The 15,836-nt window shown below is 62.3% G+C and carries 17 protein-coding genes and 2 tRNA genes; 14 read left to right on the top strand and 5 right to left on the bottom strand.

Going from position 1 to position 15,836, the window contains the following annotated elements:
* Positions 1 to 112: 112 nt before the first annotated feature.
* The 7 genes from fumC to D0T11_RS04645 all read left to right on the top strand — a co-directional run bounded on the left by fumC (position 113) and on the right by D0T11_RS04645 (position 5,547).
* Positions 113 to 1,519 carry a class II fumarate hydratase gene (gene fumC / locus D0T11_RS04615; RefSeq protein WP_119654611.1) on the top strand — a complete coding sequence of 469 codons (1,407 nt, stop codon included), beginning with the start codon at positions 113 to 115 and terminating at the stop codon, positions 1,517 to 1,519.
* A 128-nt stretch (positions 1,520 to 1,647) separates the two neighbouring features.
* Positions 1,648 to 2,409 carry a hypothetical protein gene (locus tag D0T11_RS04620; RefSeq protein ID WP_119654612.1) on the top strand — a complete coding sequence of 254 codons (762 nt, stop codon included), beginning with the start codon at positions 1,648 to 1,650 and terminating at the stop codon, positions 2,407 to 2,409.
* A gap of 126 nt (positions 2,410 to 2,535) precedes the next feature.
* Positions 2,536 to 3,129 (top strand): GNAT family N-acetyltransferase, encoded by a 594-nt coding sequence (locus D0T11_RS04625; protein ID WP_119654613.1) that lies wholly within the window; start codon positions 2,536 to 2,538, stop codon positions 3,127 to 3,129.
* Complete coding sequence (locus tag D0T11_RS04630) at positions 3,122 to 3,520, top strand: diacylglycerol kinase family protein (protein ID WP_245990600.1); 399 nt, start codon at positions 3,122 to 3,124, stop codon at positions 3,518 to 3,520. The genes D0T11_RS04625 and D0T11_RS04630 overlap by 8 nt, the downstream gene beginning before the upstream one ends.
* Before the next feature lie 117 nt (positions 3,521 to 3,637).
* Complete coding sequence (locus D0T11_RS23035; protein WP_245990601.1) at positions 3,638 to 4,108, top strand: DUF6970 domain-containing protein; 471 nt, start codon at positions 3,638 to 3,640, stop codon at positions 4,106 to 4,108.
* Between the two features lie 173 nt (positions 4,109 to 4,281).
* Positions 4,282 to 4,785, top strand: a complete 504-nt coding sequence (locus D0T11_RS04640; RefSeq protein ID WP_119654615.1) for a DinB family protein — start codon at positions 4,282 to 4,284, stop codon at positions 4,783 to 4,785.
* Positions 4,786 to 4,920: 135 nt separating this feature from the next.
* Complete coding sequence (locus D0T11_RS04645; protein ID WP_119654616.1) at positions 4,921 to 5,547, top strand: thioredoxin family protein; 627 nt, start codon at positions 4,921 to 4,923, stop codon at positions 5,545 to 5,547.
* Between the two features lie 76 nt (positions 5,548 to 5,623).
* On the opposite strand, the gene D0T11_RS04650 is transcribed toward D0T11_RS04645, so the two are convergent.
* Positions 5,624 to 6,196, bottom strand: a complete 573-nt coding sequence (locus D0T11_RS04650; protein ID WP_119654617.1) for a DUF4382 domain-containing protein — start codon at positions 6,194 to 6,196, stop codon at positions 5,624 to 5,626.
* 318 nt (positions 6,197 to 6,514) lie between these two features.
* A complete protein-coding gene (locus D0T11_RS04655) occupies positions 6,515 to 6,994 on the bottom strand; it encodes a DUF4293 family protein (protein ID WP_119654618.1) in 480 nt (159 codons plus the stop codon).
* Between the two features lie 90 nt (positions 6,995 to 7,084).
* Here D0T11_RS04655 and D0T11_RS04660 point away from each other — a divergent pair, with 90 nt between their 5' ends.
* The 5 genes from D0T11_RS04660 to D0T11_RS04680 all read left to right on the top strand — a co-directional run bounded on the left by D0T11_RS04660 (position 7,085) and on the right by D0T11_RS04680 (position 12,602).
* Complete coding sequence (locus tag D0T11_RS04660) at positions 7,085 to 8,284, top strand: thiolase family protein (protein ID WP_119654619.1); 1,200 nt, start codon at positions 7,085 to 7,087, stop codon at positions 8,282 to 8,284.
* Between the two features lie 121 nt (positions 8,285 to 8,405).
* On the top strand, positions 8,406 to 8,945 hold the full coding sequence (locus D0T11_RS04665; protein WP_119654620.1) for a GNAT family N-acetyltransferase: 540 nt from the start codon (positions 8,406 to 8,408) through the stop codon (positions 8,943 to 8,945).
* 234 nt (positions 8,946 to 9,179) lie between these two features.
* Positions 9,180 to 9,971, top strand: coding sequence for a tRNA pseudouridine(38-40) synthase TruA (truA, locus tag D0T11_RS04670; protein ID WP_119654621.1), 792 nt, complete (start codon positions 9,180 to 9,182; stop codon positions 9,969 to 9,971).
* A 222-nt stretch (positions 9,972 to 10,193) separates the two neighbouring features.
* Positions 10,194 to 11,954, top strand: a complete 1,761-nt coding sequence (locus D0T11_RS04675) for an ABC transporter ATP-binding protein (RefSeq protein WP_119654622.1) — start codon at positions 10,194 to 10,196, stop codon at positions 11,952 to 11,954.
* A gap of 123 nt (positions 11,955 to 12,077) precedes the next feature.
* The gene (locus D0T11_RS04680; protein WP_119654623.1) at positions 12,078 to 12,602 is read left to right on the top strand and encodes a hypothetical protein; all 525 of its coding nucleotides are present in this window, start codon (positions 12,078 to 12,080) and stop codon (positions 12,600 to 12,602) included.
* A gap of 105 nt (positions 12,603 to 12,707) precedes the next feature.
* Here D0T11_RS04680 and D0T11_RS04685 read toward each other — a convergent pair whose 3' ends face one another.
* The 3 genes from D0T11_RS04685 to D0T11_RS04695 form a co-directional block, all read right to left on the bottom strand.
* Positions 12,708 to 13,430: an outer membrane beta-barrel protein gene (locus tag D0T11_RS04685; RefSeq protein ID WP_147374520.1), complete on the bottom strand. Its 723-nt coding sequence runs from the start codon at positions 13,428 to 13,430 to the stop codon at positions 12,708 to 12,710.
* A gap of 205 nt (positions 13,431 to 13,635) precedes the next feature.
* Positions 13,636 to 13,709: transfer RNA gene (locus tag D0T11_RS04690), tRNA-Pro, on the bottom strand.
* 53 nt (positions 13,710 to 13,762) lie between these two features.
* Positions 13,763 to 13,836: transfer RNA gene (locus D0T11_RS04695), tRNA-Pro, on the bottom strand.
* Between the two features lie 287 nt (positions 13,837 to 14,123).
* Between D0T11_RS04695 and D0T11_RS04700 the strand changes: the two genes are divergently transcribed.
* Together D0T11_RS04700 and D0T11_RS04705 are read left to right on the top strand one after the other, a co-directional pair.
* The gene (locus tag D0T11_RS04700; protein WP_119654625.1) at positions 14,124 to 14,504 is read left to right on the top strand and encodes a T9SS type A sorting domain-containing protein; all 381 of its coding nucleotides are present in this window, start codon (positions 14,124 to 14,126) and stop codon (positions 14,502 to 14,504) included.
* A 177-nt stretch (positions 14,505 to 14,681) separates the two neighbouring features.
* On the top strand, positions 14,682 to 15,824 hold the full coding sequence (locus D0T11_RS04705; protein ID WP_119654626.1) for an NAD(P)/FAD-dependent oxidoreductase: 1,143 nt from the start codon (positions 14,682 to 14,684) through the stop codon (positions 15,822 to 15,824).
* Positions 15,825 to 15,836 lie beyond the last annotated feature (12 nt).

Raw genomic sequence — 15,836 nt, forward strand, 5'->3', positions numbered from 1 at the left:
TCGGGCGGGCCGGGCGGGCTTTTGCCGCAACCGGTAAGCCGGCTGCCGCGTCGTTATGTACTTTTGCCCAACCTTCGATTCGTCTTCTACTTACTTCCTACCCTCTACCCGCATGACGCAGTTTCGCACTGAGAAAGACACGATGGGCACCGTACAGGTGCCGGCCGACGCCTATTACGGCGCCCAGACCCAACGCAGCATCGACAACTTCCAGATTGCCCAGGACATCAACCGGATGCCCCAGGAAATCATCCGCGCCTTCGCCTACCTCAAGAAAGCCGCTGCCCTCACCAACCGCGACGCCGGCGTGCTGGAGGCTGATAAAGCCGCGCTGATTGGCCGCGTGGCCGATGAAATTCTGGAAGGCAAGCTCGACGACCAGTTTCCGCTGGTGGTGTGGCAGACCGGCTCGGGCACCCAGAGCAACATGAACGTGAACGAGGTAATTGCCTACCGCGGCCACGTGTTGCAGGGCGGTAGCCTCCAGGACGAGAAGAAGGTGCTGGCCCCCAACGACGACGTGAACAAGAGCCAGAGCTCCAACGACACGTTCCCGACGGCCATGCACATTGCGGCCTACAAAATTCTGGTCGAAAACACCATCCCCGGCCTCGAAAAGCTCCGCGACACGCTCCGCAGCAAGAGCGACCAGTTCATGCACGTCGTCAAAATCGGGCGCACCCACCTCATGGACGCCACCCCGCTCACGGTGGGCCAGGAGTTTTCGGGCTACGTGTCGCAGCTCGACCACGGCCTGCGCGCCATCCGCAACACGCTGGCTCACCTGAGCGAGCTGGCCCTGGGCGGCACGGCCGTGGGCACGGGCATCAACACACCCAAGGGCTACTCCGAGAACGTAGCCAAGCATATTGCCGACCTCACCGGCCTGCCCTTCATTACGGCCGAAAATAAGTTTGAGGCCCTGGCCGCCCACGACGCCATTGTGGAAGCCCACGGCGCGCTGAAAACCGTGGCGGCTTCGCTGATGAAAATCGGCAACGATATCCGCCTGCTGGCTTCGGGTCCGCGCGCCGGCATCGGCGAGCTGCACATCCCCGACAACGAGCCCGGCTCCAGCATTATGCCCGGCAAGGTGAACCCCACCCAGTGCGAGGCCCTGACGATGGTAGCCGCCCAGGTGATGGGCAACGACGTGGCCATCAATATTGGCGGCATGAGCGGGCACTTCGAGCTGAACGTGTTCAAGCCCGTCATGATTTACAACTTCCTGCACTCGGCCCGCCTGATTGGCGACGTGTGCGTGAGCTTCAACGACAAGTGTGCCGTGGGCATCGAGCCCCTGGAAGCCAACATCAAGAAGCACGTAGACAGCAGCCTGATGCTGGTAACGGCCCTCAACCCCCACATCGGCTACTACAAGGCCGCCGAAATTGCCCAGACGGCCCACAAAAACGGCTCAACCCTCAAGGAAACCGCCCTCCAGTTGGGCTACCTCACCGAGGCACAGTTCGATGAGTGGCTCCGGCCCGAAGACATGGTGGGCGAAATCAAGAAGTAAGCGCACAAGCATTCCGCTGCCAGCGGGGCGGCTGCGGCTAACCAGCCGTATCCGCCCCGCTTTGCTTTGGGCGGTAGTCAGGGGTGACTTCTCGGTGCTTCCCGCATTAAGGGGCAAAGCCCGATGCTATGACCACTAGCTGGAAAACCCTGGGCAAGCTGGCCGGGGTCGTGCTGGGCCTGTACGTGGCCGGTAAGCTGCTCCTTGTCTTTATTGTGCTGGCATTCGTGCTGGTTTTCTGCACGCCCGGGTGGAAAAACGACCAGCAGGTATATCTGCGCAACTACACGGGCCAGCCGATGCAGGTGGAACTAACGGTGCCCCGCTCGGCCGTGACCGTAGACACCGTATGGTGGGGGCTGGCTGAATCCGGCTCGGCCATTGGCCGGGCCATTGTGGTGAAGCAGCTGGTTATTCGGGGCCGCCCTTATCCGCTAAAAACCCCACTGCTGCTACCCGGCACTGCCGATACACTGCTGGTCGAGGAAGCTCCCGGTATTGTAAAGCTGCTGGGCTATACGTACTTCAATCCCTGGGCCGACCTGCCCCTGTGGACGGAGCGGATGAGCCAGCCCATTCCTGCTTTTGGTCGGGGCGGCAGTATAATGGCAGTGCGTACCCCCGCCGACTCGTTGCGGCTGCAACTGCTCCTCGCACCGGATAGCACGTTCTGGGTGGCCACACTGGGGGCCGGGCTGCGCCACAGTGACCCTGACGAGAGCTGGGTAACGCAGGACTTTCTCAAACCAGTAGTGAGCTGGCGTGACCACACCGGCCGCCAACACCGGGAGCCATTTCCTGCCGGTGAGTGGCTGTTGAAAATGGAAAGCGTACAACGCCAGCGCGGCAACGTTGACTTTCATCTTGCCCACTACGTGGATTATAAGTGAGGAAAACGGTGAGGCGGCTGACACGCCACGTGAGTTTAGCATTCGGCAAGCCGTAAGTGGCGAAGAAACCGGTTTCTCTTTTTTACCGGCATCTTTACGGCCCACTCCCCCAACTCCCTTGCCCGCATGGACTTCGCTCAGGATATTCTGCTTGAAAACAACTGCGTCCGGCTGCGGCCGCTACAAACCACCGACTTTGAAGCCCTGCGTGCCGTAGCCGCTGCGCCGGACCTGTGGGCCTACACCCTCACCCGCGCCGACGACCCCATCAGCTTGGCCGCTTACCTGGCTGAGGCCGTGCAGGGCCGCCAGCAGCAGCGCCGCTATCCGTTCCTGCTTATCGACAAGGAAACGGGCCGGCCGGCCGGTAGCACCAGCTACTACAACCTCGATGTGGCCGATGCCCGCCTCAGTATCGGGTACACCTGGGTGGGAGAGGAGTTCCAGCGCAGCGGCCTGAACCGGGCCGCCAAGCACGCCTTGCTGCGCCATGCTTTCGATGTGCTGGGCTGCGAGCGGGTGGAGCTGGAAACCGACGCGCGTAACCACAAGTCGCAGAACGCGATGCGCCGCATGGGAGCTACCCAGGAAGGCACCCTGCGCAGCCACCGCCTCACGCAGGGTGGTATCCGGCGCGACACCATTATCTTCAGCATCCTGCGCCCCGAGTGGGAGCAGCTGCGCCACACCGTTTTCCAGCAGTTTGATGCCCGTGGCTGAGTCCGGCCCACCCACCCCGCGCCGGTTTCCGGCCCTGTTGCGGCAGCGGGCCGCCAGTTTCGGCCACGCCCTGCGGGGGGTGGGAGCAGCCTTGCGCACCGAGGTGCACCTCTGGTTTCACGCGGCGGCTACGGTGGCAGTGGTGGCGCTGGGCCTGTACTGCGGGCTGGCGCGGTGGGAGTGGGTGGCGGTGGTGCTGAGCGTGGGAGCCGTGTGGTGCGCCGAGCTGGTGAATACCGCCGTGGAGGCCGTCGTCGACCTCGTTTCGCCCCAGTACCACCCGCTGGCCGGCCGGGCCAAAGACGTGGCCGCCGGGGCCGTGCTGGTGATGGCCCTGGCGGCGGCGGTGGTGGGCGTGGTGGTGTTCGGGCCGCGGCTATGGGGCCAGTGAACGAAGCGGCCTATTCGTCAACGAAGTAGGGCTGGGCTGCGTACCGGAGGTTTATGTGCATCTTTGTTGCCCCGGTGGTTACGGTAGGCGCACACCACTGCTAACGCCCTGCTCCGTATGCGACTCCCTTTGTTTTTCGCGGCTCCCCTGGTGGGACTGCTACTCAACGCCACTGCCTGCCAGCGCGGTGTGACCGTAAACACGCCCACCGACCCGCCCCAGACGGGCATGGCCGGCGGCGTATCGACACCTGCCCCCACTAGCACCAATACCATCGAACCAACCCCCAACTCAGCGCCTGCCTTCGATAGTGCGAAGCGCCCGGCCTGGCTGGAGACCAAAATCCGCCAGCACTACAAGGCGGAGAAGGCCAACCCGCCCATCCACATCTACAGCTACCAGTACAACGGGGCCACGGTCTATTACGAAACCACGCCCTGCTGCGACCAGTTTACCAACCTCTACAACGCCGAGGGCAAGCTCATCTGCCACCCCGATGGCGGCCTGACCGGCCGCGGCGACGGCAAGTGCCCCGAGTTTGCCGACAACCGGACGGAGGAAAAACTCGTTTGGCAAGACCCGCGATAAGTTTTTTGAGTTAGAAAGTTTGGGAGTTAGAAAGTGAGCCTTGCAGAAAGGCGTTGCTGCTGGCATTGAATAAGGGCAACGTCTTTTCTTTCGTCGCGCTGCAACTCACCAGCCGCCCCGCTTCCCCCCGCGAACTTTCTAACTTTGCAACTTCTCAACTCTCTAATGGAATAATGATTAACACCAACGAAAAGCTGGGAGCCTACAGCGTGTGGGCCAATGCAACCCTGCTCCGGCACCTTGACGGCCTGGTGGCCCAGGGGGCTACCCTCCCCGCTGGTGCCTTGCGCATCTTCAGTCACGTTCTCAATGCCCAGGCCATCTGGCTGGGACGCCTTACCCAAACGCCCAGCCCCGTAAAAGTGTGGCAGGAGCATGATCTGGCCGGTTTGCACCACTGGCACGGGCAAACGTCGGAGCGGTTCTACCAGTATGGCCAGCAGGCCGACGACGCGGAGCTGCACCGCCTCATCACCTACACCAACTCGGTGGGCGAAGGCTACACCAGCCAGGTATCGGACGTGCTGACCCACGTGCCCATGCACGGCAACTACCACCGCGCCCAGGTGGCCAAGGAGTTGCGCGCCGCCGGCCTGGAGCCCATCAACACCGACTTTATTACCTACTGCCGCGAGTTGTCGGCCCAGGCTATCCTGGCCGACGTGCCCAGCCTGTAAGCCGCCGGGTTCGCGCGGTCAGCAAAACCCTTTCGGTGGCTTCGGCCAGCCGAAAGGGTTTTTCGTTTGTTAGGGTGTTTCCGGCGGCCGGCTCCGGCCAACGGTGGTTTATTTCTCTGACAACCCGTTTTTCTTATGACGACTCCCATTGCTGCCCAGTCTCCCGTGCTGAGTCCCGAGCGCCTTGCCGGGGCGTATTCCTACGCCGCCTACCGCCAGCTGATTGATGAGCTGATGACGCAGGGCAAGACGACGGGCGAAACCCAATCGGAAGACCTGACGGCCTATGCCCGCCTCAACATCCAGCGCATGGAGCGCCTCGACAAAAAGGCCGAGCTCCTGCCCGAAATGACGGCCGCCCTGGCGGCTCTCACCCAGTCCTACGAGTGGGTCATCATCACGGAAGGCTGGTGCGGCGACGCGGCCCAGATTGTGCCGGTACTCGAAAAAATAGCCCAGGCCAGCCAGGGCCGCATCCGCACCCACTACCTGCTGCGCGATGAAAACCTGGACCTCATGGACCATTACCTCACCAACGGCGGCCGCTCCATTCCCAAGCTGCTCATCCTGCGCGCCGCTACCCTGACGGAAGTTGCCAACTGGGGGCCGCGCCCGGCCCTGGCCCAGGACCTGTTCCTGGAAATGAAAGCCGCCGGTGCCACCCACGAGGAATTCGCCGAACAGCTCCACGGCTGGTACGCCAAAAACAAAACCCAGGCCACCCAGCACGAGCTGCTGGGCGTGGTGGAGCAGATGGCGTAAAGCAAAAAAAGACCAACGGACCCTGACGGCCCGTTGGTCTTTTTTTGCGCCTTAACAGGCCGGGAGCTACCCGAGCCTAGCTGGGCGTAGCAGGGGGAATTATGATAACGACGACCTGCGCCTCCTTAAGCGTCCCGCGCAATACCGGCTTGAGGCCGTACGTGCCATTGCCACGGCTGACAATGTCCCGCTCCACGGAAAAATCAACAGTCAGCAGGTACGTGGTGCCGGCCACCAGGGGCGTATCGTCTAATTTGATTTTCAGGCCCGAAGTAGTTCCGCTGGGCGTGTCCAGCGGTAAAATGGTGCCATCGGCCAGCTTGATGGTACTACCGGTGCCCAGCACCAGGCGCATACTTTCCAAAGTGCCGCTGAAGGCCGGAGTCAGGCTGATCTGGCCGGTGGTGGCGCTCATCAGGTCGTAGTGGCGCACGGCAACGCCGGGCAATACCACTTTGTTGCCCTGGCTGAACTGGCCTTCGGCCTGCTCCAGATCGATGAGCACGGCCCCGATGGCGCTGGACTTGGTCTTGCTGTCGGCCTGCTGACTGACTGCGGCGGGCTGAATTTCCGAAAGCGTATCACTACAGCCGGAAAGTAGAGCAGCTCCCAGAACCAAAGCGGGAAATAAAGGAGTAAGAAGTTTCATGTGCGATAGGAGTAAAAGATGGACAGAGTGGACTACGGGGTGAAATATATAACATTATGAATAGAAATAAAAATAGTTGATGGTATACCAGCCATGACTAACGAGTTGTCGGTGAGGGGAGAGAAGCCCGCTGACGTCCGGTAGCCATGCCCGGACGGTAGCCTTCTGAAGCTGCAAGGCACTAGGAGCAACAGAGAAATCCAGCCACATCCGCTGAGTCCAAATCGGGAATCAGGCTGTTTCATTCCCGAAAAAAAGGTAAAAAAAAGCTCCGGTTAAGAATAACCGGAGCTGGCAATAGGGTTACCGTGCCGGCGGCTACCGCAAACGGTCCATGCTGCGCACCAGCCGCTCGTCGCGGCGGATGAGGCGGCTGGCCAGCAGGTTGAGCAGCAGGGCCAGGGTGGGCAGGTAGAAGCCCGCCTGGAAAACGCCGGGCATTTTGATGTTGAGCATCTGCTCGCCCACGCCGGAGTAGTAAAAGCCCGCCCCGATGGTGCCCACAATCAGCAGGAAGTTGACCATGCCCAGCTTGAGCTGGTTGAAACGGTTGCGGAACTGGAAGATTTCCAGCAGCGCCACGGCCGCTGAGGCCGCCGCCAGGGCCGCAATCGGCCAGCTGCTGACGGGGGGAGCCGGTGGGCCGGCAGCGGGTTTCTCAAAAGCCAGTTGCGTGGCCGTGAGCACTACCGTTTGCTGGCTGGCAGGATCAAACTTGCTCCAGATGGGCAGAAACAGGACGCTCAGCATGGCCAAGGCCAGCAGCAGCAGGAAAACGCTTTGGATTCTTTGTATCATCTTTGTGTTTTGACAGTTCGGCTTACAAAATACGACCCCGCGGGGCCGGCAAAAGTAGCCAACTACGACCGAAAAAACGCACTCTATCTAATGTCTACCGCTTACATCGTGGACGCTGTCCGCACTCCCATCGGAAAATTCGGCGGCGCGCTCAGCAGCGTCCGCCCCGACGATATGGCTGCGCACGTGCTGCGCGAGCTGCTGCGCCGCAACCCTACCCTCGACCCGGCCGCCATTGAAGATGTGGTGCTGGGGGCCGCCAACCAGGCCGGCGAAGACAACCGCAACGTGGCCCGCATGGCCGGTTTGCTGGCCGGATTGCCCGTTACGGTGCCCGGCACCACCGTCAACCGCCTCTGCGCTTCGGGCCTGCAAAGCATCATGGACGCCTCGCGGGCCATCAGGGCCGGCGAGGGCGACGTGTACCTGGCCGGCGGTACCGAAAGCATGACCCGCGCCCCCTTCGTGATGGCAAAATCGGCTACGGCCTTCGACCGCGACTTCACGGCCCACGACACCACCCTGGGTTGGCGCTTTGTCAACCCCAAGCTCTCCAAGCAGCACCACCCCTACGCCATGGGCGAAACGGCCGAGAACGTGGCCCGCCAGTACCAAGTGAGCCGCGAAGACCAGGATGCTTTTGCCTTTGAGTCGCAGCGCAAATACCAGCGGGCCTTCGAGAAGGGCCGCTTCCGCCGCGAAATCGTGCCCGTGTTCATTCCCAAGCCCAAAGGCGCTTCCGCCCTCTTCGACCAGGACGAGCACCCGCGCCTGTCCAGCCTCGAAAAGCTGGCCACCCTGCGCCCCGCCTTCCAGGTCGATGGCAGCGTGACGGCCGGCAACTCGGCCGGTATCAACGACGGGGCCGCCGCCTTGCTGATCGTGAGCGAAACGGCGCTGGAAAAATACAGCCTCACGCCCATGGCCCGGGTAGTGGCCTCGGCCGTGGTGGGCGTCGACCCCGCCTACATGGGCATCGGCCCGATTACGGCCGTGCGCAAGGTGCTGGAGCGCGCCGGCCTGACCATCGACGACATCGACCTGTTCGAGGTCAACGAGGCCTTCGCCGCCCAGGCCCTGGCCTGCCTGCGGGAGTTGCACATCGACCCGGCCAAAGTGAACGTGAACGGGGGCTCCATTGCCATCGGCCACCCGCTGGGGGCCAGCGGAGCCCGCATCACCACCACCCTGCTCCACGAAATGCAGCGCCGCGAAAACGTGCGCTACGGCCTGGCGACCATGTGCGTGGGCGTGGGCCAGGGCGCGGCCGTGATTTACGAGAAGGTGTGAGTGGCCGCAACATCGGCGTAGCTTCCGCTCCGCCGATGTTGCTGACTGCTGAACGAACCCGTCCGGCGACACGCGAGGCGGAAGCTTCGTGCCGCCTCCTGCCCCCCAAGCCCCTGCCCCCATGCCCGAGCCGCTGCTGACCCCGACGCTGGAACTGCCCGTGGCCGGGGCGCGGCTGCGGCCCTGGCGCTTTTCGGATGCCGCTGCCCTGGCCCGCCACGCCAACGACGAGCGGATTGCCCGGAATCTGCGCGACTCCTTCCCCTATCCCTACTCGGCCGCCGACGCGGAATTTTTCCTGTGCCTGGTCGCCGACAGCACCCGCGACCTGTTTCTGGCCCTGGAGGTAGACGGGCAGGCCGTGGGCAGCGTGGGCGTCCATTTCAAAACCGATGTGCGCCGCCGCTCGGCCGAAATCGGGTACTGGCTCGCGCCCGCCTGCTGGGGCCGGGGGCTGGCCACGGCCGCCGTGCAATCGGTATCGGCCTACGTGCTGGCCCACTTCGACGTCTGCCGCCTCTATGCTGTGGTATTTGCCACCAACCCCGCCTCGGCCCGGGTGCTCGAAAAGGCTGGCTACGAACTCGAAGCCCGCATGCGCCGCAGCATAACGAAGGATGATCAGACGCTGGATTCCCTGCTCTACGCCTTGGTAGTATAAGGTGGCAGCTGGCGGAAGTCTGGCCGGCTTTGCTGCGCCCGGATTTGGTAGGTTATTTTTTTAGCCCAAGAAAATAACCTACCAAAACGCATCGGACAATTCCGGTGGCCCAACGGCGGCGCATGGCACGGTGCCAACGGCTTTGGTAGCCGACCGCGGTCCGCGCCCGCTTGACGCGACAACTCCACAAAAAAGCCAATAGCTACCCGCTAGAGGGCAACAGCCAAACAAACCATGCGTTACTTTCTTCACCTGGCCTACGATGGCTCCGCGTTTCACGGCTGGCAGATTCAGCCCGGCGTGCGCACGGTGCAGCAGGAGCTGGACCGCTGCCTGAGCCAGGTGCTGCGCCAGCCGGTGTACTGCCTGGGCAGCGGCCGCACCGACGCGGGCGTGCACGCCAGCCACCAGGTGGCCCACTTCGATGCCGAGCTGCCCGAGGGCCTCGACGTGCCCACGCTGCTCTACCGCCTCAACCGGGCGCTGCCGGCCGGCATCCGGGGCCAGGTGCTGCACCCCGTCGCGCCCGATGCCCACGCCCGCTACCACGCCAGAATCCGCACTTACGAGTACCACGTGCGCCTGCTGCCCGACCCCTTCGCGGCCAGCTTCAGCCTCTACCTCGACCGCGCCCCCGACGTGGCCGCCATGAATGAGGCTGCTGCGCAGCTGCTGGGCGTGCACGATTTCACCAGCTTTTCCAAAGTGAAAGGCAGCGAGAAGCACTACATCTGCACTTGTTTTGAGGCCGGCTGGCACGAGGAGCCGGGCGGGCTGGTGTTCCGTATCCGGGCCAACCGCTTCGTGCGGGGCATGGTGCGGCTGGTGGTGGGCACGCTGCTGAGCGTGGGCCGGGGCAAAATGAGCCCGGAGCAGTTCGGGCAGGTGTTCCGCAGCCTGAGCCGGGTGCACGCCAGCGGCGCGGCCCTGGCCAATGGCCTGTTCCTGTGCCGCGTGGAGTACCCGCCCGAGCTGGTAGAAGGCGTGGCGCTGCCGGCGGGCCTGCCGTATTTCAGGGGGGAGTAGGGGCGGGGCTTGCCCCCGCCCGCCGCTGGAACGAGGGTTGTTGAACAGCATCGTGGAATTGGCGTGAATGGTGGGAGCAGCTAAGCCTTACTTCTGTATCGTTTAATCCGTCCTGACAATGCCGTTCAACGGCGGGTGGGGACAAGCCCCACCCCTACATCGTTCTTCCGAATCAATCCGGCGGCCGGCTGGTTACCTTTGCAGTCCCTTTAGCAACCCCAAATGGAGCAAGCTTCCCCCGTCACCAAAACCGGCAACGTCTTCGACTGGCAGGTACTGCGCCGGCTCGTGAAATACGTGCGGCCCTACCAGCGCGTCTTTTACTTCCTGATTTTCCTCACCATCGCCACGGCCGCGTTGGGCACCTTGCGGCCTTTCCTGATCCAGCGGATGGTGGACATCACCATTGAGGAGGGTGACTGGGCGGGGCTCAACCGCATGTTTGGCCTGCTGCTGGGGCTGCTGGTGGGCCACGCGCTGGTGAGCTACCTGCAAACCTACTTCGGGGGCTGGCTGGGCCAGTACATCGTGCGCGACATCCGCGTCGACCTCTACCAGCACATCCTCGACCTGCGCCTCAAGTTCTTCGACCGCACGCCCATCGGCCAGCTCGTGACCCGCAACATCTCCGACGTGGAAACGCTGTCCGACGTGTTCAGCGAGGGGCTGGCGGCCATGATTGGCGACATTCTGCAACTGGTGTTCATCGTGAGCTTCATGTTCTACATCGACTGGCGCCTGACGCTGGTGAGCCTCTCGGTGATTCCGCCCTTGCTGGTGAGCACCTACGTGTTCAAGGAGAAGGTCAAGAAGTCGTTTCAGCAGGTACGCACGGCCGTTTCCAACCTCAACTCCTTCGTGCAGGAACACCTGACGGGCATGAACGTGGTCCAGATTTTCAACAACGAGGAGCGCGAGTTCCGCAAGTTTGAGCAGATCAACCAGGAGCACACCCGGGCCAACATCCGCTCGGTGCTCTACTACAGCATCTACTTTCCGGTGGCCGAAGTGCTGGCCGCCGCCGGCGTGGGCCTGCTGGTGTGGTACGCCGCCCAGGGCCAGATCGAGGGCACCATTTCCAAGGGCGCGCTCATCGCCTTCATCATGTACAACGCCCTGTTCTTCCGGCCCATCCGCCAGATTGCCGACCGCTTCAACACCCTGCAACTGGGTTTGGTAAGCACCGAGCGCCTGCTCAAGCTCCTCGACAGCAAGGAGCTCATTGCCGACAACGGCACCTACATCCCGGAGCAGCTGCGCGGCGAGGTGCAGTTCGAGCACGTCTGGTTTGCCTACAACGACGAGGACTGGGTGCTGCGCGACGTGAACTTCGACGTGCAGGCGGGCCAGACCTACGCCTTTGTGGGGGCCACCGGGGCGGGCAAAACCAGCATCATCAACCTGCTCAGCCGCTTCTACGAAATCAATAAAGGCACCATCCGCATCGATGGCCACGATTTGCGCGACTACGACCTGAAAGACCTGCGCCGCCACATCGGGGTGGTGCTCCAGGACGTGTTCCTGTTTGCCGGCACCATCCGCGACAACATCACGCTGGGCAAAACCGACATCACCGACACCCAGATCTGGGAAGCCGCCGATTTGGTGGGGGCCCGCCGCTTCATCGAGCGCCTGCCCGGCGCACTGGATTACGCCGTGATGGAGCGCGGGGCCACGCTCTCGGTGGGCCAGCGCCAGCTCATCAGCTTCGTGCGGGCCATGGTCTACCAGCCGCGCATCATCATTCTGGATGAGGCCACCTCCTCGGTCGATTCCGAGACGGAGGAGCTGATTCAGCAGGCCATCGAGAAGCTCATGCAGGGCCGCACCAGCCTCGTAATTGCCCACCGCCTGAGCACCATCCAGAAAGCCGACCAGATTATCGTCCTCGACAAGGGCGAAATCATGGAGTCGGGCACCCACGAGGAATTGCTGCGCCACCAGGGCTTCTACGCCAACCTCTACCAGATGCAGTACGCTTGATTTTGAGCGGTTAGCTGACAGCTTATAGCGGTTAGCTTTCGTTCTTCGAAATCACTTGTAATTCTGTTTGTTGAACATAAGCTAATAGCTATAAGCTGTCAGCTAACCGCTGAAAAAAACTCCATGAACCGAATTCTCTTACTCCTGGCCTTGCTGCTGATTGTTGGTTTTGCCGTGGCCTACTGGCAGATGGGCGGCTTCAAGGCGGCCACCGTCACGGCGGAAACCACCGCCCGGCCCTACTTCGTGGCCGGCCGCTACTACGCCGGCCCGGCCAACGACGAAGCCTTCGGCGACCTGACCCGCGAGGCCTACACCCTGCGCAAAGCCGGCAAGCTGCGCGGCGACTTCGGTAACATCTTCTACAACAACCCCGAAAGCACCCGCGACTCGGCCCGCGTGTTCGTGGGCGTGCTCGTGGCCGATACCACCTCGCAGCAGCTGCCCGCCGGCTACACGTACCGCACCTTCGCCGCCGGCCAGCCGGTGCTGCATGCCCGCATCAGCGCCAGCTACCTCGTGGCCCCCGATAAGCTCTACGCCGGCATCAAAACCGCCGCCGAAGCGCAGAAGCTAGTGCTTTCCCACGTCTACCTGGAGCACTTCCCCGACCAAGGCGAGCCGGAGGTATTCGCGGTAGTGAAGTAAGCTTTTTAGGAGCGCTCCGCTTTCCCCCGACTGCTATTTCCCCCAAGTGGCCCTTCCGAAGTTTTCGAAAGGGCCACTTTGTAGGGAGTTGCAGTTGGTATGGGGCTAGTTACGCCCCAGGTAAAGCGAGATACCCAGGTTCAGGTCGTTGAGGCCGAAGCCGAAATCAAAGTAGGTGTCCGTGCTTTTCACCTCCCCGGAACCATTCTGGGGCTTATTGGTAAGTCGATTATACGCGGCTCCGCGCAGTGTCAGTTCCAGCCCGATGTTGTTGGTGGGGAAGAACACGATGCCCGGCAGCAACCCCGCGTACAATCCTTCGTTACGGCGCCCGATTCCGCCCGGCAAGGAATTATACCTCACGCCAGGGCGGTAAATATTCTGGTAGCCCCCCTGCACTTGCCCGTACAAGGCTACTTTGTCGCCGACAAACTTGTAATAGCGGCCAAATGCCCCGGCTGATAGCGCGCGTTCTTTGCTCTCCGAGAACACGAGAACCGGGCCGTACTGACCGTTATAGTAGTTGTACCCGTTGGATTTGGTCAGGCCTACACCCGCCGAAATTCCCAATGCCAGGTTATCGGCAATGAAATAGCCCGCACTGGGGTTGAAATTGAATAGCGCCGTCTTCGCTTCAAGCTTCTGATTCCCCGGCAGAAAAGGGGAGTCAATTTCCTGCTTGATCTGATTGTAGCCAACAGAGCCGGTCAACAGTTTGGTCCCGGCTGATAGCTGGGCCTGGGCCGCTCCGCCAATAAGACTCAGCAGCAGGGCTCCTGCAAGGTGATTTTTCATAAAAAGGAAACGGGAAAGGTGAATAAATAGCAATGTGTAATTGCTGAACTCCCAGTCAACGGCTACTTCCCCGCTATAGTATAGCGTTCGGGCATTATCATGATTCGGTGTAGCTGCTGAAGTCAGTAGGCCGGGCCGGGCGGAGGCAGTGCCCGCAAGGAATGCCGCAGGCTCCTGCACGCAAAACAGCCCGCCGAACCGAAGTTCAGCGGGCTGCTCCTTAGAGAGAGTACCAGGGTCGGGGTGGCAGGATTCGAACCTGCGGCCTCCTGCTCCCAAAGCAGGCGCGATACCGGGCTACGCTACACCCCGAAAAAAAGCCTCCGGGTGGGGTTCCCGGAGGCTTCATCTAAAAAATTCTTCGGTCGGAGTGGCAGGATTCGAACCTACGACCTCCAGCACCCCATGCTGGCGCGATACCAGGCTACGCTACACCCCGATGAATTATAGGGCAAATGTACGGTGACCCGGGCGTAATGTGCAAGTATCGGCCGGTTTTTTCTGCGCGGGGCCGCGCCTTTTTACCCCGGCTTCGGGCTAGGCCGTTGTTGATGTGGAAGTTGGCCCGACAACAAAAAAGATGCTTCGGACAATAAGAGTTGGATTGGCGCGTTTCTTGCCAGCCAGTTCGCACTGTTTTTTTGCCTGACTACATCCGGGGTGGGGTGGGTTTTTCGTACCTTTCCTATCCCGTATCGTTCCCTCTTTCCTGATATAAGAACGCGTATGAAAACGTTTACTTTCCTGACTTGCCTCTTCCTGACCCTTTTCTTCGGCGCAACGGCCCAGGCGCAAACCGAGGCAAAATCGTCTCCCGTAGCCCTGATTACGGACAAGATGGCGGACCCCACGCCCAACACCGATGCGTTGAAGGTGCGGATAGAAACCAACCCCGTCACCAAGCGCCTCATTGTGCGCACCGACGCGTCCGGTCCTACCCGGGTGGAAGTCAACGGCACTGATGGTCGCCCCGTCCTGACCCGCGACCTGATTTCGGGCGACGCGGCAGCGGTGCTCGACGTGAGCAACCTGCCGGCCGGAACCTACCTCGTGAAGTGTACGTCCGGGGAGCGCCGCGGCGTGAAACGCCTGTTGCTGGGCCAGTAACGACCGATTCAACTCTTACCGAAAGCCCCGAAACAACAGTTTCGGGGCTTTTTTTGTTTGTAGCAGCCAGGGAGGCGAATAAGGGCGGGAAGGGTGAGGAGCAGGCGGCTGGTAGTCCGGGGTTTGCCGCTTATTTTGGTTCTTCCGCCTTTTCGTCCTTTGACTGGCCCCCGTTTTATGCACAACCTTTCTTACTGGGAACACCACTCATTTCTGGACGGGGCCGATGTGGTCGTTGTGGGCGGCGGGCTGGTGGGCCTCACGGCAGCCATCTACACCCGGCAGCTGCGCCCCACGGCCCGGGTGCTGGTGCTGGAGCGCGACGTACTGCCCAACGGAGCCAGCACCAAAAATGCCGGTTTTGCCTGCTTCGGCAGCATTTCGGAACTGCTGGCCCAGGAGGAGCAGGGCGGTACGGCCGCGCTGCTGGGCGTGGTGCGGAGCCGCTGGGCGGGCCTGGCCCGCCTGCGCGCCCTGCTCGGCGACGAGGCCATCGGTTACCGGCCCGAAGGGGGCTACGAACTGTTTCGACCCGAGGATGAGGCCCTGGCCGCCACCTGCCGGGCCCGGATGGATTACTACAACAACCTGCTGGCCCCCATCATCGGCCGCCCCGACATTTTCCGGGAAGCCACCGACCGGATTCCGGCCCTGGGGCTGGCGGGCGTGCGCACGATGCTGGAAAACACGGCCGAGGGCAGCCTCGATACCGGCCAGATGATGCAGGTGCTGCTGCGGCGGGCCTGGGTGGCGGGCGTCACGGTGCTCCACGGTTGCCCGGTGCAGCGGCTGGAGCCTACGGCCGGCATGGTGCGCGTGCAGCTGGCGGGCACGGTGCTCGAAGCCGGGCAGGTACTGCTGGCCACCAACGCCTTCAGCCGGGAGCTGGTGCCGGAACTCGACGTGGTGCCCGGCCGGGGCCAGGTCCTCGTGACGGCGCCCATCCCGGGCCTGCGCCTGCCCGGCACGTTTCACTACGATAAGGGCTACTACTACTTCCGGCAGGTAGGCGAGCGGGTGCTGCTGGGCGGCGGCCGCAACCTCGATTTCGCCGCCGAAGAAACCACCGAGCCCGGCCTGACCCCGCAGGTGCAGCAGCAGCTGGAACACCTGCTGCACGAGGTAATCATGCCCGGCCGCCGCCCCCGCATCGACTACCGCTGGAGCGGCGTAATGGCCTTCGGGGCGGCGCTGGAACCCATTATCCGGGAAGTGCAGCCGAACTTATTCGTGGCCGTGCGCTGCAACGGCATGGGCGTGGCCCTGGGCGCCGGCAGCGGCTGGCAGGCCGCGGAGTTGATGCGGGGAAGTGAGAAGTGAGAAATCGAACGT

The sequence above is a fragment of the Hymenobacter rubripertinctus genome, assembly GCF_003583925.1.
GTDB classification, from domain to species: Bacteria; Bacteroidota; Bacteroidia; order Cytophagales; family Hymenobacteraceae; genus Hymenobacter; species Hymenobacter rubripertinctus.